The sequence below is a fragment of the Pedobacter planticolens genome (assembly GCF_014172375.1).
Lineage (GTDB): Bacteria > Bacteroidota > Bacteroidia > Sphingobacteriales > Sphingobacteriaceae > Pedobacter > Pedobacter planticolens.
On record NZ_WNXD01000002.1, the window covers coordinates 371,250 to 396,020 of the forward strand.

Annotated in this window: 22 protein-coding genes; 8 read left to right on the forward strand and 14 right to left on the reverse strand. The window is 33.4% G+C overall.

The annotated features are described in order from the left end of the window. Window positions 1-4: 4 nt before the first annotated feature. From GM921_RS10240 to GM921_RS10300, 13 genes are all read right to left on the reverse strand, one after another. The gene (locus tag GM921_RS10240; protein ID WP_182922548.1) at window positions 5-2,320 is read right to left on the reverse strand and encodes an NADP-dependent malic enzyme; all 2,316 of its coding nucleotides are present in this window, start codon (window positions 2,318-2,320) and stop codon (window positions 5-7) included. A gap of 153 nt (window positions 2,321-2,473) precedes the next feature. Next, the gene (locus tag GM921_RS10245) at window positions 2,474-3,865 is read right to left on the reverse strand and encodes a lytic transglycosylase domain-containing protein (RefSeq protein ID WP_182922549.1); all 1,392 of its coding nucleotides are present in this window, start codon (window positions 3,863-3,865) and stop codon (window positions 2,474-2,476) included. Window positions 3,866-3,903: 38 nt separating this feature from the next. Beyond that, complete coding sequence (gene gatA, locus GM921_RS10250; protein WP_182922550.1) at window positions 3,904-5,328, reverse strand: Asp-tRNA(Asn)/Glu-tRNA(Gln) amidotransferase subunit GatA; 1,425 nt, start codon at window positions 5,326-5,328, stop codon at window positions 3,904-3,906. 34 nt (window positions 5,329-5,362) lie between these two features. Then, window positions 5,363-5,554, reverse strand: coding sequence for a Sec-independent protein translocase subunit TatA/TatB (locus tag GM921_RS10255; RefSeq protein ID WP_182922551.1), 192 nt, complete (start codon window positions 5,552-5,554; stop codon window positions 5,363-5,365). A gap of 47 nt (window positions 5,555-5,601) precedes the next feature. Beyond that, a complete protein-coding gene (locus GM921_RS10260) occupies window positions 5,602-5,967 on the reverse strand; it encodes a Sec-independent protein translocase subunit TatA/TatB (protein WP_182922552.1) in 366 nt (121 codons plus the stop codon). Window positions 5,968-6,015: 48 nt separating this feature from the next. Continuing rightward, entirely contained in the window at window positions 6,016-7,290 is a 1,275-nt protein-coding gene (locus GM921_RS10265) for a murein hydrolase activator EnvC family protein (protein ID WP_182922553.1), read from the reverse strand. 20 nt (window positions 7,291-7,310) lie between these two features. After that, window positions 7,311-8,105 carry a DUF4292 domain-containing protein gene (locus tag GM921_RS10270; protein WP_182922554.1) on the reverse strand — a complete coding sequence of 265 codons (795 nt, stop codon included), beginning with the start codon at window positions 8,103-8,105 and terminating at the stop codon, window positions 7,311-7,313. Further along, window positions 8,083-9,780: a tetratricopeptide repeat protein gene (locus GM921_RS10275; RefSeq protein WP_182922555.1), complete on the reverse strand. Its 1,698-nt coding sequence runs from the start codon at window positions 9,778-9,780 to the stop codon at window positions 8,083-8,085. Before GM921_RS10275 ends, GM921_RS10270 begins: the two co-directional genes overlap by 23 nt. 92 nt (window positions 9,781-9,872) lie before the next feature. After that, window positions 9,873-10,304 carry a dUTP diphosphatase gene (gene dut, locus GM921_RS10280; RefSeq protein WP_182922556.1) on the reverse strand — a complete coding sequence of 144 codons (432 nt, stop codon included), beginning with the start codon at window positions 10,302-10,304 and terminating at the stop codon, window positions 9,873-9,875. Then, window positions 10,304-11,791 carry a lipopolysaccharide biosynthesis protein gene (locus GM921_RS10285; RefSeq protein WP_235969819.1) on the reverse strand — a complete coding sequence of 496 codons (1,488 nt, stop codon included), beginning with the start codon at window positions 11,789-11,791 and terminating at the stop codon, window positions 10,304-10,306. The genes dut and GM921_RS10285 overlap by 1 nt, the downstream gene beginning before the upstream one ends. Before the next feature lie 125 nt (window positions 11,792-11,916). Beyond that, complete coding sequence (locus tag GM921_RS10290; RefSeq protein WP_182922557.1) at window positions 11,917-12,201, reverse strand: acylphosphatase; 285 nt, start codon at window positions 12,199-12,201, stop codon at window positions 11,917-11,919. A gap of 141 nt (window positions 12,202-12,342) precedes the next feature. Continuing rightward, on the reverse strand, window positions 12,343-13,290 hold the full coding sequence (locus tag GM921_RS10295; RefSeq protein ID WP_182922558.1) for an NAD(P)H-dependent flavin oxidoreductase: 948 nt from the start codon (window positions 13,288-13,290) through the stop codon (window positions 12,343-12,345). 4 nt (window positions 13,291-13,294) lie between these two features. Further along, window positions 13,295-14,458 carry an amidohydrolase family protein gene (locus GM921_RS10300; protein ID WP_182922559.1) on the reverse strand — a complete coding sequence of 388 codons (1,164 nt, stop codon included), beginning with the start codon at window positions 14,456-14,458 and terminating at the stop codon, window positions 13,295-13,297. A 233-nt stretch (window positions 14,459-14,691) separates the two neighbouring features. On the opposite strand from GM921_RS10300, the gene GM921_RS10305 reads away from it, so the two are divergent. Then, on the forward strand, window positions 14,692-15,000 hold the full coding sequence (locus tag GM921_RS10305) for a hypothetical protein (RefSeq protein ID WP_182922560.1): 309 nt from the start codon (window positions 14,692-14,694) through the stop codon (window positions 14,998-15,000). Between the two features lie 67 nt (window positions 15,001-15,067). Then, window positions 15,068-16,396, forward strand: a complete 1,329-nt coding sequence (locus GM921_RS10310) for a sigma-54-dependent transcriptional regulator (RefSeq protein WP_182922561.1) — start codon at window positions 15,068-15,070, stop codon at window positions 16,394-16,396. Here the strand turns inward: GM921_RS10310 and GM921_RS10315 are convergent. Beyond that, window positions 16,381-18,855 (reverse strand): hybrid sensor histidine kinase/response regulator, encoded by a 2,475-nt coding sequence (locus GM921_RS10315; RefSeq protein ID WP_182922562.1) that lies wholly within the window; start codon window positions 18,853-18,855, stop codon window positions 16,381-16,383. The genes GM921_RS10310 and GM921_RS10315 overlap by 16 nt on opposite strands. On the opposite strand from GM921_RS10315, the gene GM921_RS10320 reads away from it, so the two are divergent. The 6 genes from GM921_RS10320 (at window position 18,849) to GM921_RS10345 (ending at window position 24,701) form a co-directional block, all read left to right on the forward strand. After that, window positions 18,849-19,682: a helix-turn-helix transcriptional regulator gene (locus GM921_RS10320; RefSeq protein ID WP_235969820.1), complete on the forward strand. Its 834-nt coding sequence runs from the start codon at window positions 18,849-18,851 to the stop codon at window positions 19,680-19,682. The two genes, GM921_RS10315 and GM921_RS10320, sit on opposite strands and share 7 nt — an antisense overlap. 81 nt (window positions 19,683-19,763) lie before the next feature. After that, window positions 19,764-20,261, forward strand: a complete 498-nt coding sequence (locus tag GM921_RS10325; RefSeq protein ID WP_182922563.1) for a DinB family protein — start codon at window positions 19,764-19,766, stop codon at window positions 20,259-20,261. A gap of 115 nt (window positions 20,262-20,376) precedes the next feature. Further along, window positions 20,377-21,357, forward strand: a complete 981-nt coding sequence (gene rluF, locus GM921_RS10330; protein WP_182922564.1) for a 23S rRNA pseudouridine(2604) synthase RluF — start codon at window positions 20,377-20,379, stop codon at window positions 21,355-21,357. A gap of 87 nt (window positions 21,358-21,444) precedes the next feature. Beyond that, the gene (gene rlmN, locus GM921_RS10335) at window positions 21,445-22,500 is read left to right on the forward strand and encodes a 23S rRNA (adenine(2503)-C(2))-methyltransferase RlmN (RefSeq protein ID WP_182922565.1); all 1,056 of its coding nucleotides are present in this window, start codon (window positions 21,445-21,447) and stop codon (window positions 22,498-22,500) included. Window positions 22,501-22,614: 114 nt separating this feature from the next. Further along, window positions 22,615-23,313, forward strand: coding sequence for a ComF family protein (locus GM921_RS10340; protein WP_182922566.1), 699 nt, complete (start codon window positions 22,615-22,617; stop codon window positions 23,311-23,313). Between the two features lie 2 nt (window positions 23,314-23,315). After that, on the forward strand, window positions 23,316-24,701 hold the full coding sequence (locus tag GM921_RS10345; protein ID WP_182922567.1) for a hypothetical protein: 1,386 nt from the start codon (window positions 23,316-23,318) through the stop codon (window positions 24,699-24,701). The last annotated feature ends 70 nt before the right edge of the window (window positions 24,702-24,771 follow it).

Sequence of the window (24,771 nt, forward strand, 5' to 3'; positions counted from 1 at the left end):
GCGATTATTTTTTAGCTATTCTATTTAAAATTCCTCTTCTTTTTGTATTTAATGTTTCTTCTTTTCCTTGCACATCTAAAACGGCAATGGTAATCATATTTACGATTTCTCTTACCGAACTACCTAATTGTACAATGTGAACAGGTTTTTTTAATCCTAATAAAATTGGACCTACAGCTTCTGCTCCACCTAATTCTTGTAAAAGTTTATAGGCAATATTTCCAGATTCTAAATTTGGAAAAACTAATGTATTTGCTGGTTCATCTGCCAAACGGCTAAAAGGAAAATTCTCTTTTAACATGTCATTATTAATAGCAAAATTCCCTTGCATATCACCATCTACTATAATATTTGGATGTTTTTCATGTAATATTTTAACTGCTTGTCTCACTTTTTCTGGAACTGTTCCCTCATTAGAGCCAAAGTTAGAATACGATAATAATGCGATACGTGGTTGGATATTAAACTTCCGCACCGATTTTTCTAACAATAATGTTAAATCTACTAATTCTTGAGCAGTTGGGTCTACATTTACTGTAGTATCACCAAAAAATACTGGTCCTTTTTCAGTCATCATCATGTACATACCTGCTACACGATTTACGCCTTCTTCTGTCCCTATTACTTGCAAAGCAGGTTTAATGGTAGAAACGTAATTTTTTGTTAAGCCAGAAATCATGGCATCGGCTTCGCCAAATTCTACCATAGATGCGCCGAAGTAATTTCTATCGCGTAACAGTTTGTGAGCTTCAAATAATGTAACTCCTCTACGCTGTCTTTTATTGTAAAGTGATTCAGCGTATTTTTTCATGCGTTCTGGCTCTAATGCTGGTTCAATAATTTGAACTCCATCAAGTTCCAAAGCATTTTCATCTATAATTTGCTGTATAACTTCTTTATTCCCTAATAAAATAGGAATAGCAATATTATCATCTTTAACAATTTGAGCGGCTTTTAAAATTTTATAATTATCCGCTTCTGCGAAAACTACACGTTTTGGTGAGGATTTCGCTTTGTTTGTAATGGCACGCATAATTGAATCATCCATACCTAAACGACGTTTCAATTCTTCTGCATAAGCATCCCAATCTGTAATCGTTTTACGTGCAACACCAGATTCGATTGCTGCTTTTGCAACCGCCATAGAAACGTTGGTCATTAAACGAAAATCCATTGGTTTTGGAATGATATATTCTTTTCCAAATTTAATATTACGGGCATTATATGCCATATTCACTGCTTCTGGAACAGTTTTTCTAGCTAATTCTGCGATAGCACGAACCGCAGCGATTTTCATTTCTTCATTAATACTTGTTGCTCTAACATCTAAAGCGCCTCTAAAAATATAAGGGAAACCCAATACGTTGTTCACTTGATTTGGATAATCTGAACGGCCAGTTGCCATAATCAAATCCTTACGGGAACTTATAGCTAAATCGTACGCAATTTCTGGATTTGGATTTGCCATTGCAAAAACGATAGGATTTTTAGCCATCGATTTTAACATTTCCGCAGTCACACAATCTGCTGATGAAAGTCCGATAAATACATCCGAATCTTTTAAAGCTTCTTCCAGCGTATCAAGTTTACGAGTTGTTGCAAACTCTCTTTTTATGGCATCTAAATTCTCTCTATCGTGACGAATAACACCAGTTCTATCGCACATTACGATATTTTCTTTTTTCGCACCTAAAGAAACATACAGGCGAGAACAAGAAATAGCAGCGGCACCAGCTCCGTTAACTACAATTTTAACTTTATCTATTTTTTTCTTTTGTAAATCGCAGGCGTTTAATAATGCGGCCGCAGAAATTATAGCGGTACCGTGTTGGTCATCATGCATTACTGGAATATTCATTTCCTCTTTTAGTCGGCGTTCAATTTCAAAACACTCAGGTGCTTTGATATCTTCTAAATTTACACCGCCAAAAGTTGGCTCCAACGCTTTAACTATTTTTACAAAATCATCTACATTTTTAGTATCGAGTTCTAAGTCGAAAACGTCAATATCAGCGAAGATTTTAAACAACAAACCTTTACCTTCCATTACAGGCTTACCTGCTTCCGGACCAATATCCCCTAAACCTAAAACTGCTGTACCATTACTAATTACAGCAACCAAATTGCCTTTAGCCGTGTATTTGTACACATCATCTTTATTTTCTGCAATTTTTAAACAAGGCTCAGCCACACCTGGCGAATATGCCAACGTTAAATCTCTTTGTGAAGAATATGGTTTGGTAGGTACAACCTGAATTTTGCCTGGTCGTCCTTGCGAGTGGTAATCTAAAGCGTCTTGTTTTCTATTCGTTTTACTCATAAAATACTTTTTGGTAACAGGCAAAGTTACAATTATTTTTATGGTAATATATCTGTTTTTTTAGTGTTCTATGAGCTACAGAACACGGTAAGAATTAGAAAAGTAAGCTAATGAATTGTTCTTTAATGAAAAATAATTTCTTGAAATAGAAGCCTAACCTTTAATCTTCAATACCATACCTGGTTGTAAAGTAGCTTTTGTTAATCGGTTAACTTTTTTAATGTTTGCAACAGTTGCTCCTTCAAATTTTTCGGCTATGCCAGATAAAGTATCTCCAAGTTTAACTTTATAGGTAATGTAACTTGATTTTATTGACGGTTTTGGTGCTGATGGAGCTCCATAAATTTTTAACTTTTGACCAGGAATAACGGTATTGCTTTTCAAATTATTCCAAACTTTTAAATCTTGTACTTCTACGTGATATTGATTAGCAATGCTACCTAAATTTTGATTCGGTTTAACTTTATAATAGGTTATTTTAGCTGTGGGTTTACTACTTACTTTTTTACGCAAATCTCTAACATCATCTGTCGATGCTAAAATGATTTCTCTTTCTACAGCGATATCAGCATTTAAAACCTCGTAAATTTTAGCATAATTTGCTTGTTCTACTTTAGGTAAAATTATCCTTTTAGGCAAAACTGAAGTTCCGTTTACAATTTTCTTTTTATAGGATGGATTTAAGCCAAACAAAGTTGATTCTTCATAATTTATCGCCTTAGCTAAATCTGCTAATGCCACAAAGTGATTAACCTGAATAGTATCAGTTTTAAAATTGATGGCAGGAACTTGTTTAGCAATATCATGTGTACTCGCATAATTCATTACATAAACAGCTGCAATAAAGGCGGGCACATAATCGCGGGTCTCTTTAGGCAGATATGGACGTATCACCCAAAAATCTCTTGAGCCCGCTTTATCTATAGCACGAGTAACGTTTCCTTTGCCACAGTTATAAGCTGCAATTGCTAAAAGCCAATCGCCAAGTTCTTCGTATGCATCTCTAAAATAAGCCGCCGCCGCATAACTTGCTTGAATAGGATCCTTGCGTTCATCTACAAAATTATCCATGTTTAAACCATAGGCCTTTGCAGTACTAAACATAAACTGCCACATTCCAGTTGCGCCAACTCTTGATACAGCGTGTGGATTCATCGAAGATTCTATAATTGGCAAATATTTAATCTCGGCCGGAATATTATAAGCTTTAAGTGCTCTTTCGAATATTGGAAAATAGTAATTAGATAGGCCTAACATTTTGCCCATCATATCTTTACGTCTACTATAAATATCAATGAAATTCTGTACATACTCATTGTAACTAAGCGGTACAGTTTTTTGAATGGAATCTAAGCGTAGTTTAAAAACTAAATTCTGATTAAAAAATAAAGGTTTATCTATTATTGGAACTGCGATTGTATCTGAAGGTAATGAGAAAGTGATGTCCTTTAAAAGTGTATCACCTTGTATTGTTCTTTTAGGAGTTTGGGCTATGGCATTTAAAAAAGCCAAAAAACTCAACAGAATTAGTACTATTTTTCTCATAGGCTATCAGTTGCAAAATCTAATCTAAGATTTTTAAGCTAAACTTCGTTTAAAAAACGATGTGATAAAGAGAGCAGTTCTTGCTCGTTAAAGTGTTTGGTCATTAATTGAACACTTAACGGTAAACCTTTTTTATTATTGCCCAAAGGAAGCGCAACTGCTGGAATACCAGCCAAAGAAGCTAGCACCGTATAAATATCAGCCATGTACATTACCAATGGATCTTGCATGTTTTCGCCCATTTTAAAGGCTGGAGTTGGTGTAACAGGACTTAATAGAAAATCAAAATCAGTTAGTAAAGCTTCTACTTTTTCTCTAATTAGTCTGCGCACTTGCTGTGCTTTTTGATAATACGCATCATAATATCCAGCACTTAACACAAAAGCACCAAGCAAAATTCTTCTTTTTACTTCTTCACCAAAACCTTCAGCTCTGCTGTTTTTATATAACTGATTTAGGCTTTCTGCTTGCATGTTTCTATACCCATAATGCACACCATCGTAACGCGAAAGATTAGATGAAGCTTCCGCAGTAGTTAGTACATAATAAGCAGGCACCATGTAATCCAATAAATCAAAAGAAACATATTCGACGTTATGACCTTGAGATTTTAAAGTTTCAATAGCATTTAAAATGGCAGATTTAATTTCTGAATCTAGCGCATCATTTTCAATCGTTTCTTTTAAAACCGCTATTTTCCTTTTTCCAACTTGTGAAAGATGTTGTGAGTAAGCAGGAACTGGTATAGATGAAACTGTACTATCGTTATCATCTACTCCGGCTAAAACTTCTAGTAATAAAGCTGCATCACTAACGGAAGAAGTAAGTGTACCTACCTGATCAAATGAAGAAGCGTAGGCAATAATTCCATAACGAGAAATACGACCATAAGTAGGTTTAAAACCAATGCAACCACAAAATGCAGCTGGTTGACGAACAGATCCACCAGTGTCTGTACCTAAAGCGGCCAAACACATATCTGCTTGTACCGCAACGGCCGAACCTCCAGATGAGCCTCCAGCAACTCTTTCTTCATCTACAGCATTTTTTACTGGCCCGAAATATGAAGTTTCGTTAGAACCTCCCATGGCAAATTCATCGCAGTTTAATCTGCCGATAATGATGGCATCTTCTTGCAATAAACGATTTACAACGGTTGATGAATAAGGAGATACAAAGCCATCCAACATTTTTGAAGATGCAGAAACTTTATGATCGAGGTAACAGATATTATCTTTAATACCGATAACCATGCCAGCCAATTTACCAGCAGTGCCATTTTCAATTTTTTGCTGTACCAGATTTGCCTGCTTTGTTGCAGAATCAAAAAACACCTCATTAATTGCATTGAGGTGTTGATTTTTTTCTATCTGCTTAAAGTAGTACGATAAAAGCTCTGGTAAAACGAGTTCTTTTTGCGTAAATTTTCCTTGTATCTCTGTTAAAGAGGTATATTTCTTCAAAACTTAAATTTAAAAGACAAAAAATAAATTCAGATTAACTTGGCTTATTTTCGTTATCACTTCCGTCAACGCCGTCTTTACCGTCTTTAAATTCTTTTACGCCTTTACCTAAACCACGCATTAATTCAGGGATTTTTTTACCGCCAAATAATAATAAAAGCGCTAAAACTATTAATACGATTTCACCAGTACCTAAACCGGCTAATAAAATTGTAGGTTGTGTCATTGGATTTATGTTAATTATTTTTAATCTGGTTAATTGAAAACTTTCTATTAAGAATAGCTTTCCTTGTTTTTTTGATCAACAGCATCCTCTTCTGGAAGTGCTTTACTTTCCTCAGTTGAATTCGCATGCATTAAACTATCATCTTCAGTTGGATGATGACGCTCTGCATGATTCTCTTCCTCTTTCTTTTCTTCTTCTTTTAGTTCGTTGTCTATATCTACGGAATTTATGTTGCGGTGGATTTCACGCTTAACACCTTCCGAAGCATCTTTAAACTCTCTAATTCCTTTTCCTAAACCTCTTGCTAATTCTGGTAATTTTTTACCTCCAAATAACAAAAGTATAGCCACCATAATGAGGGCAACCTCTCCGCCACCCATGTTTAAGAACTCCAATAATACGCCTGAATACATCTCTAATTGATTTTTATACAAATATAGACAAATAAATTTCCTAAAGGTTTATCGAGCAATCCAACTTTCTGGATTTTGAGGAGCGCTACCCCTATGAATTTGGAATCCAACCTCAGGAACACCATCTGTAGTTCCGGCAACGCCGATGGTTTGTTTAGTACTTACATCCTGACCTTTGCTTACACTAACGCTCTTTAAATTTTCATAAACAGTGAAATACTCACCGTGTTTTATGATCACATAATACTTCCCAAATTTATCGAAAATGGTAGAAACTTTGCCATTAAAAACTGCTCTAACCGCAGCGCCTTCACCAGTTTGATAAGTTACACCTTCATTACGCCCAGAAGCTTGATCTACCATGTAGGTTCCAAAGTGTGAGGTAATATATCCATTTGCAACTGGAGATGGCAAACTACCTCTATTGTTTTCAAAAGCTGCCGAAAGTTTAGCGGCTTCTGGTGTAGCTCGTAAAGCCTCACTATTTGTTTGAGCTTTTGGCGATGAAGTAACTGGAACTGGTTTGTTTTCTGCTTTCGCTTTGGCCGCAGCTATTCTTTGTCTTTCTCTATCTTCATCATCTGCTTTCTTTTTAGCCAACGCAATTTCTCGCTGAATAGCAGCTCTAATGTCTTTATCAATAGCTGCTTGCTGTTGCTTCTTTTTAGAAATATCTTGTTTGTACTGTTTCTCTTGCTTGCTTAATTGATTTAGTACAACGGCTTGCTCGTTTTTCTTTTTATCTAACTTGCCTTTTTCGTTTACTTGTTCCTTTAGCAAACTGTTTTTATTCTTTAAATCTTTATCTAATACAACAATTTTATTGTTTAAATCTTTTTCTGTTCCTTGAATATAAGACGCTTGCTTTTTACGATATTGTCCAAATTGCTGTAAGTATTTAATGCGTTTATAAGCTTGATTAAAATCTTTAGCTGCAAAAATAAACATCATTTTATCATAAGAATTTTGATTGCGTTGTGCAAATCTTATCATACCAGCATATTCCTTTTTCAAATCTGATAAACGAGTTTGCAGATTATGCACCTTACCAGTATTTTCTGTAATCTGGTTATCCAAATTTTTCATTTCAGAGTTGATGGTAGAGATTTTTTCTTGCATCAATCTAACTTGCGCTTTTATCGCATTAATTTGACTAAGCGTTAATTTTTTACCGTTTGTGGTCCGATTCAGGTTTTTTTGCGCTAATTCGATATCTCTTTGCAGCGCTTCCTTTTTACGCGTAAGCTCTTTACTAGATTGTGCAAAACCGCTAGAGCAAAACACCAAAAACAATAAGGAAAGGAGTAGTTTTTTTAACTTCATTAGACCAAAAATATAAAAAATTAGTTGATTACCTCAAAACTTTTAGGAACTGTAAATGGAAAATCAACCGGAGTATTACTTTCTATTTTAATAAAATCGATGTTTACATTTATTTTTTTATCGCCAGACATAGAATTGATTTTCAGACTGGAAGGAAATAATGCGTTATTTACAGGTGTATAATTTCCGTAAGTCACTTTAAAAGCTTGTGCAGCTTTTGCATCATTTAATGACGTTTCTTGAACCTTTAACAAGGTATTAAACAAACTACGATAAGCCAAATCGTCTGCTGTACCACTTAAAACCCAAACTCCATTTTCTTGCACTAATGCAGATTTCTCTACCATAAAATCTTTAATCGTATTACCAGAAAATACTGATTGCAATAACCCAAAATTAATTTGTTTATTGGTATAGTTATAAATATAGCTAAATGGTTTTTTTGTGAATTTTTTATGCAAACGATCCAATAACAGCAAACTATCTGGTGTAATAACAGCTCTGGCAACTTCTATTCCAGCAATTGCGGTAACACTTACCCATATTTTTTTATCTTTTTGTATTCTGATAATCATGGTTACATTATTTTCATCGCCATTAATATCCAAATCCGCTTTCCCTCTCAAAGCCAATGTATTAAAAGGAAGATCTTTACTTTTTAATAGTTCTAAGTTTTCAGGTTTTTTATCAACTTTAAGTTCACCCGTTGTCTGTCCAATTGGTGGAGTAGTAATAATCACCTTTTTTGGCCTACATCCAATACCCATTACTACTAATACAGCTAATAAAAGGCTATTTAATATACTTCTTTTCATTGATTTTCTTATTTAATTTTTCGGATACATTTCCTGCTTGTTTGGCTTTTTGCCATTGCATTACCGCTTTATCTTTTTCTCCTTTCGAAAAAAGAATATCACCATAATGCTCTAAATAAACAGGATTTGAGGCCTCATTGTTTTGCAAAGCCTTTTCCATCCAACTTAAGGCTAAATCGTACTTACCTAATTTAAAAAGTACTAATGCATATGTGTCTAGTATTGATGCATTTTTAGGTAAGGCCTTTGCTGATTTTTCAGCTAACATTTCTGCTTTGCTCAAATTCTGATTTCTTAACGCCAAATAATAGGCATAATTGCTCAGTGTTAAATAATTATCGGGAGCTAATGCGATGGCTTTATCAAATGCTACATCTGCTTCTTTCAATTTTTCTTGGTCGATTAATACTTCTGCTTGCAAAGCAAAAATCATCGCTTTTAAATTCGCATCATCAGGGTCTAGTTGCAAAGCCGATTTAATTTCTAATCCAGCTTCCGCATTTTGTCCATTTCTATGCAAAGCAAATGCACTATAATAATACAATATTGCTTGATTTGGATAAATTGATATTGCTTCTTCTCCCGTTTTTATCGCCTCTGCGTATTGGCCTAATAACGTTTGTATGCCTAGCAATTTTTCCCATGCCGCATAAATTTGATCTGAAATTTTTAGAGCTGCTAAATATTGTTCTTTCGCCCCACTTAAATTGCCTTGTTGATATAGCACATCTCCATATAGAACCAGTAGTTTTTGATCATTTGGATGTGTTTTTACCGCAATTTGTATTAAATCTGTAGCATCTTTAACTACGGTTTGATTGTTAAATCGCGGCAGCATTGAAGTCACAATTTTAATTTTATTCGCAATCGGCATCGCCTGATGACCAAAAGCCGATTTTAATGGAACAATTGCCAATTCATTTTTTTTCTGCGAATTATAAATATCGGCCATTGCCAAATCAACTTCATAATTATCAGGCTCTAAAATCTTAGCTTTTTGCAAGAGAGCCAAAGCTTCTTCTTTTTTATCTTTCTCTAACAAAATACCACTCAAATAGAGATAATTCTTTACATCCGTTGGGTTTTCGGCTAGTAATTTGTTTATCGCTTCATTACTTGGTGTTTCATTTTCTTGAATAGTAACACGTTGTTTTGCAAAGGTTAATTCTTTAGAACTGCCAAATTTTTGTTCTATTTCATCGTAAGCTTTTTTCGAATCTTCTGTTTTTCCAGCAATGAAAAGCGCATTTGCTCTATCAAAATAATAACTATCAGTTTCTGGCGATAATTGAATAAGCTGATTAAATACATTAACCAATGCTTCCATATTGCCATTGCGCTTGTATATTTCTGCTTGAAGTTTTAAATACCAAATGTTTTTAGGGTTTAAACTAATCGCTTGCTTAATTGCAGTTTCGGCGTCTAACAATTTATTTTGACGATAATTAAGTGACGCTAGTTCGAAATATACTGCATCATTCTTTGGATCAATTGTTAAAATTTTAGAAAAATTTAAGTTGGCATTAGTATAATTCTCTGCCATTTTTTCTTTAAGTCCGGCAAAGAAAAGTTCTTTTATGGCATTTCCCTCTCTATTTTCTTGAGGTGGAGATTCTTGCGCAAATAGTACACTATTTACAAAAAGCAAGAAAAGAAATGCCAACTTGAACTTCATTTTAAAATTTATATTTTACGATGTCTTCGACTACGCTCAGACTGACAAACTTCCTACCTTTTTATTGTTAACTGAAAAATGCAAACTGAAAACTATTTTCCAGTATGTCCATAACCTCCTGCACCACGAGCAGTATCATTTAATTCTTCAACACTTTCCCAACTTATGGTTTCATGTTTAGCAATTACCATTTGTGCAATTCTGTCACCGTTATTTATCACAAAATCTGTATCCGATAAATTTACCAATAACACTTTAATTTCCCCACGATAATCAGCGTCAATAGTTCCTGGTGAGTTTACAATTCCAATTCCATGTTTAAATGCTAATCCGCTACGTGGTCTAATTTGCGCCTCATAACCAATTGGCAATTCTATATGTAGACCTGTTGGAACTAAAAGACGTTGCAAAGGTTTAATCGTAATTTGTTCTGGTGTAAATGCTCTTAAGTCCATACCTGCAGCATGGGCAGTTTCATAAGTAGGAAGTGGATGAGCAGAGTGATTGATGATTTTGATCTTCATTATTTTGTTGTCAGTATTCTTTTAACGTTATCTTTTTCCATAAAATATATCCCTACCAAAAACAGCGCTAAAAGACCATTTCCAATATAAATATTTTGTTTAAACACATAAAATGATAAATATACCAAAACCAAAGAAGTGCTTAAATAAGCTATCATTCTTTTTAGGTTATATGGAATTGGATAAAATTTTTGTCCTAAAATGTAAGAAATAATCATGATGATGAAATAGGCCATCATACTTACCCAAGCCGATGCCATATAACTGTATTTCGGGATCAATACAATGTTCATCACGATAGTAAAAATTGCACCAACTAACGAAATATATAAACCATATCGCGTTTGATCTGATAAACGATACCAAACCGCCAAATTCATGTAGATACCCAAGCAAACGTAACCAAAAAGCAAAAATGGAACTGCTGGTAAACCAACCCAATATTTTGCAGCGATGAAATGTTTAATCAGATCGATGTTTGCGATTAAACCCACAAACAAAATAGCCAAAGCCAACACAAAATAATTGAGAATATTGGCATACGTAGCTTTTGCATTTTCATTTTTAGCATGACTGAAAAAGAAAGGTTCTGCTCCAAGTCTAAACGCCGTATTAAATATGCTGATAAAGATAGCCAGCTTACAAACTGCACCATAAATCCCAGTTTCATGATCGGCAATATTTGCTGGAAGGTATTTACTCAGCAATATTTTATCCAAATTTTCATTAATGATAAACGATAGATTAGCTACTAAAATTGGCCAGCTATACGCGAGCATTTTATAGAAAAGTTCTTTATCAAACTTAAATTGAATTTGTTTAAATTCTGGAATTAGTAAAATGAAAGTGGATATACTTGCAATTAAATTAGCCATAAAAACATAACCAATCCAATTCGGTTTAAACCAAGTAGCCAACCATGTTGCACCCACTAAATTTTGTTTAATAATTGCTGGAATAACATAGATAAAAATCAAGTTTAACCCAACAAAAACACCAATGTTTAAAAATTTAACAACGCTATATTTAAGTGGTTTTCCATCTGCTCGTAATTTTGCAAACGGGATTACACAAATTGCATCTGTAAACAATATCCAAATTAAATATTGAACATATTTTCGTTGTTCATTGTAGTTTGCAAGACCATCGCTGCTAGAGGTAAATCTTGTAAAATAGTCTGTAAAAACTAATCCAGTAATTAAAAATAGAACTGAAATAAAAGCAATAACTAAAAAACTGTTATTGTAAACTTCTTGTTTTTTTTCTTCGTGTTTATTGAGGTAGCGAAAAAAAGTTGTCTCCATTCCAAATGCCAAAATTGCATTGATAATAGAAGCATAACTGAACATTTTAGTGAAAATACCATATACACCTTCTGCATAAACTCTGGTATAAATTGGAGTTAAAATAAAGTTGAACAGTCTTGAAAATATGGTGCTAATACCATAAATCATTGTTTGACCAGCAAATTTTTTATATACAGACAAATTATTTTAGATTTTAGATTTTAGATTTTAGTTTTCTTAAGCGCAAACTCAACAATTCAAAATCTAAAACTCATTAATGTTTTTTGCCAATTCGTAATTCGTAAATTTAAAACCGTAAATCTACTTTACCATAGCAAGTTCTTTTTTACTACTTCAAAGTTGCGATAATTCTTCAATTCTCCATCTACAACCGTTACATTTTCTACATTAGCTTTATCCGGACCTTCGTTGCACCATTCTACAAACATTTCTAAAGTAGTTTCATCAGCCTCTGCTTCAATGTAAACTGAACCATCTTTTTCATTTTTAACCGACCCTCTTACTCCCATTTGGTCGGCAACAGCTTTAGTGCTTGCTCTAAAAAAAACACCTTGAACTTTCCCTGTTACTTTTATATTGATGTGCTTCATCCTAACTATTTGCTACCTTTAATCTCTGTTTTTATTTTTCCTTGTTGAGTCTGATTTTTAGCCTTTTTCTTAACCAAAATGATAGCAATCACAAGTAAAATAACTGTTATTAAAGCTAATATCCTCTTTAAAATCATTTGCTTAAAATTTCAAATTGTTTATCCTTAGTTTTTCTTTCAAAAACTCATCCCAAATTTCGTGTAAAATATCAGCAGCAGGTTTTATTTTATCAAGCAAAGCTGATACTTGCCCAATTTCTAATTCGCCTTGCTCCATATCACCTTCAAACATGCCCAATTTTGCCCTTGCTCTACCTAAAAGCTCAATCAGTTTTTCTGTATTTGCACCTTCAGCCTCAGCTTGTGCAACTGCGTCTGCAAATTCATTTTTAAGCAAGCGAACTGGCACCAATTTTTTCATTCTCAATTTGGTATCGCCTTCTGCAGAAGAAATAATTTTCTCTTTAAAATTTGGATGTGCTGAAGATTCTTCGGCAACAGCAAAAGCAGAACCAATTTGCACCGCATCCGCACCTAAAGCAAAAGCTGCCAACATTGCCTTTCCACTTCCAATACCACCAGCAGCAATTACAGGAATTTTGACCACAGCTTTAATCATTGGGATTAAGCATAAAGTTGTAGTTTCTTCTCTTCCATTATGTCCACCAGCTTCAAAACCTTCAGCTACGATGGCATCAACACCACATTCTTGGGCTTTTAATGCAAATTTAGTATTGGCAATTACATGAACTACTGTTATGTTTTTCTCTTTTAAAAAGGATGTCCAAGTTGCAGGATTACCCGCCGAAGTAAACACAATTTTCACGTTTTCTTCCACCAAAATATCCATAATTTCTTGAACATTTGGATACAACAATGGCACATTTACTGCAAAAGGATTTGAAGTTGCAACTTTGCATTTTTGAATATGTGTTCGCAAAACTTCTGGATACATAGAACCTGCACCAATAATACCTAAACCACCAGCATTAGAAACCGCAGATGCCAATTTCCAACCGCTACACCAAACCATTCCCGCCTGAATTATTGGGTATTTAATATTGAAAAGTGTGGTAATGCGATTAGCCATTTTGCTAAAATAAACGTTTTATAGTTGTTTCTTTATTAATAACTCCATTTTCAGCATTGCTGATTAAAACTACACCAGGTTTTTTGCCTATTCCCAAACTTCCAAATTGCGATTCAATTCCTAAAAATTCGGCACCATTTAACGTTGCCCATTTTAACAATTCCTCAAAAGAAACATTTTTATGTTCTTGCAAAGTTTGCATCTCTGCCAAAATATTTAATTGGTGATTACTCGCCAAACTATCCGTTCCTAAAGTAATTTTTAAGTTTTCTTCTTTTAATAAATCTACATCTGGCAATGTATTTTCAATATATAAATTAGCATTCGGACATAAGCACCAATACAATTTCTGATGTTCTTTTTTAGCAAAATCTACATCAGCTTTGCTACTAAATGTGTTATGTACTAATAACGTATTTACTTTTTTTGAAAGTTGTGGCAAATGATATTTTAAAGAATTTTTATTCGAATTATGCGCATCACTTTGTGCTATCCCAACTTCAGCGAAAAAGTCTGCAAATTTTCCAGTTCCAGTTTCAAATAACTCATTTTCTCCAGCAGTTTCTTGGTTATGAATGCTTAAAATATCATCAAATGAGGTTACTTTTTCAATATCATCAAAAAGCGAACTAGAAACAGAATATGGCGCATGTGGAACAACAGAGGCTTTTAAAGGTGCAAAATCCTTTTTTAATTGTAAACCTTGCTCAATTATAGGTTCAGATGGTCTATTAAAACCAAAAACTTCCACAAAAGTGTGATAATAGATTTTGCTTTCTAGTTTTACAGATTTAGAAATTAATAAATTTGAAATATCGCCAACAGCTACAATTCCATTTTCATACATCTCCTGATCAGCGCTTTGCATTGCCAAGATAATTTCTTCTTCTGGTTGTTGCCGCAAACCTAATATTTGCTTAATGAATGTTGTTAGTCCAGTTTTTTCAGCAATTTTTTGGTGCAAATGTGATAACTCTAAATGGCAATGTGTGTTGATAAATCCTGGCACTAAAAAACCATCGTAATACTGAATATTTTCAATTCCTTGAGCTTCTTCTTTCGTTAAAACAGCATTGATACTCCCATCTTCAGAAACTCCAATAACGCCATTTTTAATAGGTTTTGAAGAAACAGGAAATATCCAATTGGCTGACAAATATTTTAGCATACATGCAAATTAAGCGGAATACCATTAAAACTGGAAATTTATTGCAACAAACTCAGTTATTGAAAAGATACTTGCTGATTTTATCAGCATTGTGTAGAAAAGTTCTACAATTCAAAAAGCTTTATTAAATCATAAATATCTTATTATCAAATAATTAAAAACATTTTTGGTTTATGGCACCATTATGTAACACTAGCAATTATTGTTTCACAAATAAATTTTAAAACATAATTATGAAAAAATTAATTTTATCAGCTACATTTTTAGCTTTCGCAGGATTTACAGCAGTACAGGCAAGTGAAGTAAAAAACAAAATCGAAATCGTTACTGTACAAGATAGCGTTATTAAAACCCCTATTAAATTAGAAGAGCTTCCAGATGCTATAAAAACTGTATTAGGTTCTGAGCCATATAAACTTTGGACGCCAACTGCAGCTTTTACTGTGAAAGATGGCAAAAAAGAGTATTATCAAATCGATGTTAAAAAAGAACAAGAAGTTGGTTCTTTAAAATTAGACAAAGAAGGTAAACCAGTAGAATAACACTCATATTCACTATTAATATAACAAAAGCCAGGTATTTCTATCTGGCTTTTGTTATTTTTGCTATATGGCTAAGATATTAATTATTGAAGACGATACTACATTTGCTCAAATAATTGAAGGTTTTTTAATCAAAAACAAGTATGAAATTACAACTGTAACCAATCTTAGTCAAGCGTTTAAAGTATTAACACAACAAGGATTTGATCTTTTATTGGTTGATTATCGTTTGCCAGATGGAACTGGATTGGATGTGTTGAGTTATGTGAGAGATAAAGGAATTACGGTTCCATTTATTATCATGACTAGTTTTAATGATGTACGAACTGCAGTTAAATCTATACAGCTTGGGGCTTTCGATTACATCACTAAACCTGTTAATCCCGATGAATTATTAATGATTGTTAAGAATTCATTACTCAAAAAACAAACAGATAATCAAGCTAAAAGCTTAAACAATACTGATTTTATTAAAGGAAAAAGTCCCGTTGCAGACAAATTATATGAGCATATTAATTTGGTTGCGCAAACAGATATGTCGGTTATTATTCAGGGAGAAAGCGGAACTGGGAAAGAATTTGCGGCTAAAACATTACACCTACAAAGCAAACGAGCGGACAAACCATTTATAGCAATTGACTGTGGAGCATTATCAAAAGATTTAGCAGCTAGCGAACTTTTTGGCCATGTAAAAGGGGCATTTACAGGTGCCTTAAATGATAAAAAAGGGCAATTCGAAGTAGCAAATGGAGGAACGCTTTTTTTAGATGAAGTGGGTAATTTAAGTTATGAAGTCCAAATAAAATTACTGCGGGCTTTACAAGAACGCGTTATACAACCCTTGGGTAGCAATAAACAAATTGAAGTTGATGTACGTATTATAACGGCAACAAATGACGATTTAGCAAATAGTATAAAACAAGGTGAATTTAGGGAAGATTTATATCATCGCCTTAATGAATTTAAAATACAATTACCTCCACTACGTGATAGAGGGAAAGATTTAGAGCTTTTTATTAATCATTTTATAGAATTATCAAATACTGAATTAGATAGAAATGTAACCAGTATTTCTGCTGATGCGAAAGATTTACTATTGCAATACGATTGGCCTGGAAACTTACGTGAATTAAAAAACGTAATTAAAAGAATGGTTTTGCTTAGTCCAACCGAAATTGCTACAATAGATGCATTACCTGATGAAATGATGATTGCAGTAAATCGATTACCAAACACTAACCCATCCGATTTAAAAGCTGTAAATGAGACAAATGAAAAGGCATTAATTACAGAAACTTTAATTAAGGTTAAATACAACAAATCAAAAGCTGCGAAACTTTTAAATATAGATCGAAAAACTTTATATAATAAAATGGAACGTTATGGCATCGAATAATCTTTTTTGTCTATTAAAGTAATCAGCTCTTCCAATTTCAGAAGTAAATCAAAAATTGCCTTTTTCTGGTGACTATTAATTGTTTCTTCTTTCGCAATCTCTTCTTCCAATAATCTAAAAGATGCGCCTAATTTTTTCGAGCCAATTTGAGCAATTCTTCCCGCAAGACGATGTATAATTAAACGACTATTTGCTTGATCATTTGCAGAAAGATTTACTTTAAGTTCATCGGCATCGGAAGCAGAATCTTCTTTAAAACGCTGCAATATTTTTTCCAGCATTTGTTGATCTCCCAAGGTCATTTTCTCTAAAGAAGAAATATTAAAATCTACAGGTTCAATTGCTATTTCGGACTTATCAAATATAGAAAGTAGATCTTCAGACCTAAACGGTTTCATTATTATTCCTTCAAAACCCTCTTTCAATACCATTTCTCTTTCATCAGGTAATACTTGGGCTGTTATTGCGTAAAACTTAACTTCTGGCGACATACGTTTCTTTAACAAATGACATAATTTTATGCCAGACATTTCTGGAAGACGCATGTCAATTAAAACATATTTAACATTTTCATCAGTCTGTTCATTTAATACACTAGCCACTTCGCTATAACTTTGATATGGAATATGATGTTGATCGAAAATAAGCCCACACAAATCTAAAATAAGCTTATCATCATCTATTACCCATACTTTACCTGTATTTAAAAAAGCAAATTGATTTGAATTAATTGTTTCACTTTGTTGTTCATTTGCCAAAATATATTTCAAATAAACGCTAAATGTAGTACCCACGCCTACCTTACTTTTTACATGAATTCTACCTTCTTGGCTTTCAATAAGAGATTTTACAATAGCCAAACCCAAGCCTGTTCCAGTTCGATTAATTAAGTATTTTTCAGGAGTATCAATTTGTTCAAATTCATTAAAAATTCGTTCTATATGTTCATTACCAAAACCAATCCCAGTGTCTTCAATAATAAAACTAAAATGCAAGTCATTTTCTTGTTGTTTGCATGATATTCTTAAAAAAACACCTCCTTTTAGCGTAAATTTTATCGCATTCCCTAATAAATTAAATAATATTTGCTTTAAACGAAATGGATCTCCGACGACGTAGATGTTATCATCAATATCCAAAGTTGAAATTAATTTAATTGATTTTTGTTCTGCCAACGGCTGCATAACTGCTACTACTTCCGCCAGTAAATTATTAATATTGAAAGCTTGCTTATTGAAACTAAATTCACCAGAAATAATTCTGTTATAATCTAAAATTTCATTTACAATTTGAAGAAGATGCACAGCAGATTGATAGATCGCGTCAATGTCTTTTTTATTTGGATTTGCTTGATGCACAATAGCCTCAGAATAACCCAAAATAGATTGTAAAGGAGTTCTAATTTCATGGCTCATATTAGAAAGGAAACGTTGTTTAGCCTTACCGTGATATTCGGCTTCATCTTTTGCCAATTCTAAAGCCTTTCTATATTTATTGCTCTTGGTAATATCCAATAATATTAAATACACCAAAACTACAGTAATTAAGAAAAACACAATGATAATTGCTGTGATTTGAATAACTCCATCATTTACAACTTCTTTAGCCTGAGTTCCGTTTAGGTCAATTTGCGCTAATGCCTCTGCCTCAACCTCTCTTAAAATATCAAGCATTTGTTTAGTTAGCGCATTGCTAGAGTTAGCCAAAACAGATTCACGTTTTAAAAATTTTTCACTTTTTTGGCGCTGTTCTAGTTCAATATCCTGCAAAGAACCGCCAATACTTTTCATTATACTATCTTCGGCAAGCGCATTTAGGGTGTCGTGTTTAATTTTAAATTCTTCATTTATAATTTTATAAACCTCCGCTTTTTTCTTGCCAAAAAGTCGACTTAAAAAGCCTTTCGATTTTTCTTCTTCTTCTGGAACTACCGTAGTTGTAGATGTTGCTGTAGTGATAACCGCACTATCTACTTGTCTGGATCTTTCAGAAACCAATTCATTCAGTTTTTTAACTTCCTCAGAAAAAGATTTTGTATTAATTAAAGTTTCTCTTACTTCTAAATACAGTAAAAACTGCTTATCTCGATCAGATAATAATCTTTTGATAGATTTTATACGTTTTAGCTGATGCGCATCTTTTTTATACAAAATTGATAACGTATCTAATTTCAGCCTTAAATACCTCGTTTCTTTTATAAAATTTCCTTCATTCGCGGCATTATTAAAGGCTTGATCTCTTTGTAATTGATCCAGCCTAGCTATTTTATTGGAAAGCTCACTAACAATTCTCAATCTATTATTAGGTGTAGATAATTTTTCTACTGTATATAGCATTTCTGTAAACACGAATTTGCTAATTCCCCAAGCCGTTAATAACGCAAAACAGGCAAATAAAAATCCTATCACAACTTTGCCTTTTGTAGCCCGAATAAAACGTTTTTGAATACCTGATGTCATTAAACTTAGATTTGATACAGTATAAAGTAATTAATAACGAAATAGTTTGCAGAAATAACATGATTTGGTTGAGGATTGTGCAAAATCTGCTATTAATCTTAGGTTTCTCAGGTGATGAAAAACCATATATTTGTTCTATGAACCGCATTGATAGGCTTTTTGGAATTTTAGTACTCTTGCAGTCAAGAAAATATGTAACTGCTGAAAAAATTGCTAGCCAATTTGATATTAGTGTGCGTACAGTTTATCGGGATATGAAAGCATTAGGCGAGCAAGGAATTCCGTTAAGTTTCGAGCAACCTAAAGGTTATTTTATTGTTCAAGGCTATTTCTTACCGCCCATTTCTTTTAATTCTGATGAAGCAAATGCATTGTTATTAATGGAGCGTTTTTTAGGTGGTTTTGCCGATAAATCTATCACTCAACATTATACAACGGCATTAAATAAAGTCAAAACTGTTCTTCGCACTGCGCAAAAAGAAAAACTAGAAATTTTAAATGAAAACATCAAATTGCAATTGCCAGAGCGATTAACTAATAATTTCGACTATTTATCAATTCTGCAAAATGCGATTTCAGCCAAATGCATCATCGAAATCGATTATAAAAACAAAAAAGAAGAAGTTAGCAAGCGTGAGGTAGAACCAATTGGATTAGTTTTTTATGCATTTAGCTGGCATTTAATTGCCTGGTGCCATTTAAGAAATGAGTATCGCGATTTTAAACTAAATAATATCATCAACGTAAAATGTACTGAAATTCCTTTCAGAAAAACAGAACATATGTCATTAAACGACTATATGAAACTACTTCCTGTTAACTATTAATATTTTTTCATTTCTTTTTTTCGCACTGCCATAGGGTTGTCAGTCGCCTTACTTTTCTTTGTGTTATAAAACAGAGAAATTATGAATATTATCGAATTATTATTAAAAGAATTAGAAAGCGAAGCGCAAACCACTCGCAAATTTTTAGCATTGGTTCCATTTGATAAAGCAGAGTGGGCTCCACATGAAAAAAGCATGAAAATGATGCCATTGTCAACTCATATTGCAGAGTTGCCTAGTTGGATAAGCTTAGGTTTAACAACTGATGAGTTAGATTTTTCCACCGCCCCTTACGAACCTATTGTAGTAAACAATAATGAAGAGTTGCTAGCAATATTTGAGAAAAATTATGAAGGCGCAAAAGAAGAATTGGCGAAAGCAAAAGAAGAAGAATTAACTAAAAGATGGGTTTTACGTAATGGTGAACAAATTTTGAGTGATATGGATAAATATGGAATTATTCGCATTGCATTTAGTCAAACTACGCACCATAGAGCACAGCTTGGCGTTTACTTCCGTTTATTAGATATTCCAGTTCCTGCAAGTTATGGCCCAACAGCCGACGATCATAGTTTTTAAACCTTTTTCACATAGGCACATCAGATTTATAACGATGGGCCTATGTTTCTACTTGGTTGTACTATATAGATGTGTTAAAATGTTAACTTTGTAGATTAATTACTAATTCTACTCAATGTCTGATTCTACAACACGATTAAATAAATACATTAGCGAAAGCGGTTTATGCTCAAGAAGAGCTGCTGATAGATACATTGAGCAAGGTCAAGTTTTTATTAATGGCCGTAAAGCTAAAGTGGGCGACAAGGTATTTTTTGGCGATTTAATTAGTGTAAATGGCAATAGCATTGAACCTAAACAAGCAGAAAATTCTATCCTTTTAGCTTATAATAAACCAGTTGGTATCACGAGTACTACCGAAGCTAATGTAAAAGGAAACATTGTAGATCATGTAAATCATAGCGAGCGTGTTTTTCCCATTGGGAGATTAGATAAAGATTCATCGGGGTTAATTTTCTTAACCAACAATGGTGATTTAGTGAATAAAATTCTTCGTGCTGGGAATAATCACGAGAAAGAATATATTGTAACGGTAAATAAACCTTTAACCGATCAATTTATTGAAGGAATGGCTAAAGGTGTTCCTGTTTTGGGTGTAATGACTAAAAAATGTAAAGTGATTAAAGAAAGTCCTTTTATTTTTAAAATTACGTTGATACAGGGTTTAAATCGTCAAATACGTAGAATGTGTGAGCATTTTGGCTTTGAAGTAACAAAGTTAGAAAGAACACGCATAATGAATATTACGCTTAAAGGTTTAGCCGTAGGCGATTGGAGAGAATTAACTGAAGAAGAACAAGCCGAGATATTCAAATTAGTTGCTAAATCTAGTTCTGAAAAACCTGTTGTTCCGAAAAGAGTTAATAAAAAATCAGCTCCAGAAAAAGAAGAAAGACCAGCGCAGCGCTTCGCAAAAGATAAAACTCGTGGTTCAAAACCCAAAGGTGATTCTAAAAATGCTGGTTCTTCACCAAGAGGAGGAGGTTCGCCTAGTTCTGATTGGTTTAAATCTGGTCCAAGTAAAAGACCTACTCGTCCATCAAATGGAAAACAAGGTGCACCAGGAGCAAAAACTCGTAGCCCGAAAAGGAAATAATTAGCATGAAGTAGTTAGTATCAAGATAGTTTCATCTTATACCTTCAACCTTTCTACCCTCAACCTTTTTAATTACCTTTGCACCTTATGGTTAGCACTAAAAAAATAGATATTCGTTCGTTGGATTTGCCAAGTTTGCAACAACATTTCACAGAAATGAAGGAGCCAGCTTACCGAGCAAAACAAGTCTATCAATGGCTTTGGGAGAAATCTGCCAGAAGTTTTGAGGAAATGAGTAATCTATCAAAAGATCTTCGCAAAAAGCTAGATGATAACTATTCCATCAATGTTGTTGAAATAAATAGTGCTCAATTTAGTAACGATCATACCATTAAAAACGCATTCCGTTTATACGATGGCAACATAGTTGAAGGCGTTTTAATTCCTACGGAGGAACGCATGACCGCTTGTGTAAGTTCGCAAGTTGGTTGTAGTTTAACTTGTAAGTTTTGTGCAACAGGTTACATGGATCGCAAACGAAATCTTAACGCCGATGAAATTTATGATCAAGTAGTTTTGATAGATCGGCAAGCGAAAAAAAATTATAATATTCCGCTCACAAATATTGTGTACATGGGCATGGGCGAGCCTTTATTGAACTACGCCAATGTACTAAAATCGATAGAACGAATTACAGCTCCAGATGGCTTAAACATGAGCTACAAACGGATTACTGTTTCTACTGCGGGCATTGCCAAAATGATTAAAAAATTGGGTGATGATGGAGCGAAGTTCAATTTAGCACTTTCTTTACATGCTGCCAACGATATAAAACGTCACGAAATTATGCCGATAACTGAGCATAATTCTCTAAAAGCATTGGCCGAAGCACTTAAATATTATTTCCAAAAAACTAAAAATCCAGTTACGTACGAATACATTGTATTTAATGGTTTTAATGATGAAATTGAGGATGCAATGGATCTGGTTAGGTTTTGCAAACATGTTCCTTGCAAGGTGAATTTAATTGAATACAACCCTATTCAATTTGCAGATTTTATTAATGCCGAAGGCGATAAAATTGATGCTTTTGCTACCTATTTGCGCAATCATGGTGTAAATACAAATATCAGGCGCAGCCGTGGTAAAGATATTGATGCCGCTTGCGGACAACTGGCGGTTAAAGAAGAAGCAAAGGCTTAGTTTTTAGATTGAAATAGGCAATTGTCAGTCTGAGCTTGTCGAAGACCCATCATTCCATTTCCTACTTCCGTTTCTCTATTCTCTATTTCCTTAAAAATTTACTAAATTGGAATTATGATAGCTGTAAAACGTTTAGCCACAGATATAATCGGATTACTTTTTCCTGAGTTATGTAATGCCTGTGGTACGCATTTGTATTACGGAGAAAAGGAAATTTGTACCAAATGTTTGTACGATTTACCTTATACAGATTATCATTTGTATGCGGATAATCCAGTTGCTAAACAATTATGGGGTCGATTACCTTGCAATGCTGCAATGGCAATGCTTTATTTTAGAAAAGGTACAAAAGTTCAAAATTTGATGCACAGCTTAAAATATAAAGGGCAAACTGAAGTTGGTGTAAGATTAGGAAATCTTTTGGGAGAAAAGTTAAAATTAAGTACTCCATACGATGATATAGATCTGATTATTCCTGTTCCACTTCATCCAAAAAAGGAAAAATTAAGAGGTTATAATCAAAGTGAATTTATTGCTAAAGGCATAGCCGAAGTTTTGGATATTCCAATGAGCACAACTCATTTATTACGTGATAAATCGACGGATAGCCAAACTAAAAAATCAAGATATGTACGTTACGAGAATATGCAGTCGGTTTTTAACGTTCATCAGGCAAAACAAATAGAAAATCTTCACGTTTTGTTAATTGATGATGTAATTACAACAGGCGCAACATTAGAAGCCTGCGGAAATGCGTTATTAAATGCCAGCGTTAAAAAATTAAGTATAGCAGCAATTGCTTTTGCAAAATAATTATGCGTTTAAAGCTACTATTTTTAGGTATTGTTCTTAGTTTCTTCTTTGCTGCTTGCAATAAGGATGAGGATATTACTTTGGATTTAGATGCAAAAGTGAATTTTTCTACCGACAGTATTTTATTCGACACTGTTTTTACTTCTATTGGTTCTAGCACCAGACGATTAAAAGTTTATAATCCGAATGCAAAAGCAATTAATATTAACAATATAAAATTAAGCGGTGGCAATGCTTCTTCGTTTAGTTTAAATATTAATGGATTAGCAACTCCAGAAACGAACGATTTAAGAGTAAATGGCAACGATTCGATTAACGTTTTTATAAAAGTTAATATCAATCCTACCAATCAAAGTTTACCTTTTATTGTACAAGATTCAATTCTATTTTACTTTAATGGCAAAAAGCAAAGCATTCCTTTGGTGGCTTATGGACAAAATGCCAATTTTATAAATAGTAGTACGATACAAACGAATACCACTTGGGATAGCAAACTTCCGTACTTGATTTATAAATCGGTAACTGTTGCAAAAGGTGCTAATTTAACTATGGCACCTGGCACAAAAATTCTTTTCCATGGAAATTCTACCATGAGCATAAAGGGAACATTAACCGCAAATGGTACTAAAGCTGATAGCATTTTATTTGCAAGTGATAGATTAGAAAAATTATATGCTGATGAGACTGGCCAATGGAACGGACTTCATTTTTATCCTGAAAGTAAAGATTCTAAAATCAATTATGCGATTATAAAAAATGGTGTTGCTGGAATTACTGTAGATTCGTTATCAGAGAATAACAACCCTAAACTTTTATTAACCAATAGTATTATTAAAAACATGGAAGTTGTTGGGTTTTTGGGCTATCAAACAGAGCTGACAGCTTTTAATAACCTCTTTTTTAATTGCGGTCAGTATTTATTGTATGGAGTTGGCGGCGGCGTATATAATTTAAAACAGAATACTTTTGCTGGTTATAATATAAATTTCGCTAGAAAAACCGCAGCAGTTTACTTATCAGATTACATTAGCAACACTCAATCGGCTAACCTTACTGCGGAACTTTATAATAATATTATTTGGGGCAGTTTGGCTGATGAATTTGTGATTGATAAAAAGGATGCAAAGACCACACTCTTAGCAACAGTAAAAAATAACTTATTAAAAGTTTCGACCACTACTTATACAACTAATGGAAACATTTTAAATATGGATCCTTCATTTATTAAACCCGAAATGGGCAATTTTAAATTGAGTAAAGTTAGTTCAGCAAACAATAAGGGCTTTAATTTGAGTTCGGATGCTTATTTCAACTCTTATTTGCACAAAGACTTAAATAATAAATCAAGAATATTTCCCTCTGAATTAGGTTGTTATGAAAATAATTAAAAAATTATAAACTTTTTTAAAACAATTGGTATTTGCTTGCGTTTATATTATCGAGAGCGTTAATTTAGAT

Bases quoted from the DNA above. Each gene is read 5' to 3' on its own strand.
- GM921_RS10305 (WP_182922560.1), top strand. From the start codon at position 14,692: ATGAAAAAATTAATTTTATCAGCTACATTTTTAGCTTTCGCAGGATTT.
- GM921_RS10295 (WP_182922558.1), bottom strand. From the start codon at position 13,290: ATGGCTAATCGCATTACCACACTTTTCAATATTAAATACCCAATAATT.
- rluF (WP_182922564.1), top strand. From the start codon at position 20,377: ATGTCTGATTCTACAACACGATTAAATAAATACATTAGCGAAAGCGGT.
- GM921_RS10300 (WP_182922559.1), bottom strand. From the start codon at position 14,458: ATGCTAAAATATTTGTCAGCCAATTGGATATTTCCTGTTTCTTCAAAA.
- GM921_RS10340 (WP_182922566.1), top strand. From the start codon at position 22,615: ATGATAGCTGTAAAACGTTTAGCCACAGATATAATCGGATTACTTTTT.
- GM921_RS10265 (WP_182922553.1), bottom strand. From the start codon at position 7,290: ATGAAGTTAAAAAAACTACTCCTTTCCTTATTGTTTTTGGTGTTTTGC.
- dut (WP_182922556.1), bottom strand. From the start codon at position 10,304: ATGAAGATCAAAATCATCAATCACTCTGCTCATCCACTTCCTACTTAT.
- GM921_RS10345 (WP_182922567.1), top strand. From the start codon at position 23,316: ATGCGTTTAAAGCTACTATTTTTAGGTATTGTTCTTAGTTTCTTCTTT.
- GM921_RS10260 (WP_182922552.1), bottom strand. From the start codon at position 5,967: ATGTATTCAGGCGTATTATTGGAGTTCTTAAACATGGGTGGCGGAGAG.
- GM921_RS10325 (WP_182922563.1), top strand. From the start codon at position 19,764: ATGAATATTATCGAATTATTATTAAAAGAATTAGAAAGCGAAGCGCAA.
- GM921_RS10245 (WP_182922549.1), bottom strand. From the start codon at position 3,865: ATGAGAAAAATAGTACTAATTCTGTTGAGTTTTTTGGCTTTTTTAAAT.
- GM921_RS10275 (WP_182922555.1), bottom strand. From the start codon at position 9,780: ATGAAGTTCAAGTTGGCATTTCTTTTCTTGCTTTTTGTAAATAGTGTA.
- GM921_RS10320 (WP_235969820.1), top strand. From the start codon at position 18,849: ATGTCATTAAACTTAGATTTGATACAGTATAAAGTAATTAATAACGAA.
- GM921_RS10290 (WP_182922557.1), bottom strand. From the start codon at position 12,201: ATGAAGCACATCAATATAAAAGTAACAGGGAAAGTTCAAGGTGTTTTT.
- rlmN (WP_182922565.1), top strand. From the start codon at position 21,445: ATGGTTAGCACTAAAAAAATAGATATTCGTTCGTTGGATTTGCCAAGT.
- GM921_RS10315 (WP_182922562.1), bottom strand. From the start codon at position 18,855: ATGACATCAGGTATTCAAAAACGTTTTATTCGGGCTACAAAAGGCAAA.
- GM921_RS10270 (WP_182922554.1), bottom strand. From the start codon at position 8,105: ATGAAAAGAAGTATATTAAATAGCCTTTTATTAGCTGTATTAGTAGTA.
- GM921_RS10240 (WP_182922548.1), bottom strand. From the start codon at position 2,320: ATGAGTAAAACGAATAGAAAACAAGACGCTTTAGATTACCACTCGCAA.
- GM921_RS10310 (WP_182922561.1), top strand. From the start codon at position 15,068: ATGGCTAAGATATTAATTATTGAAGACGATACTACATTTGCTCAAATA.
- GM921_RS10255 (WP_182922551.1), bottom strand. From the start codon at position 5,554: ATGACACAACCTACAATTTTATTAGCCGGTTTAGGTACTGGTGAAATC.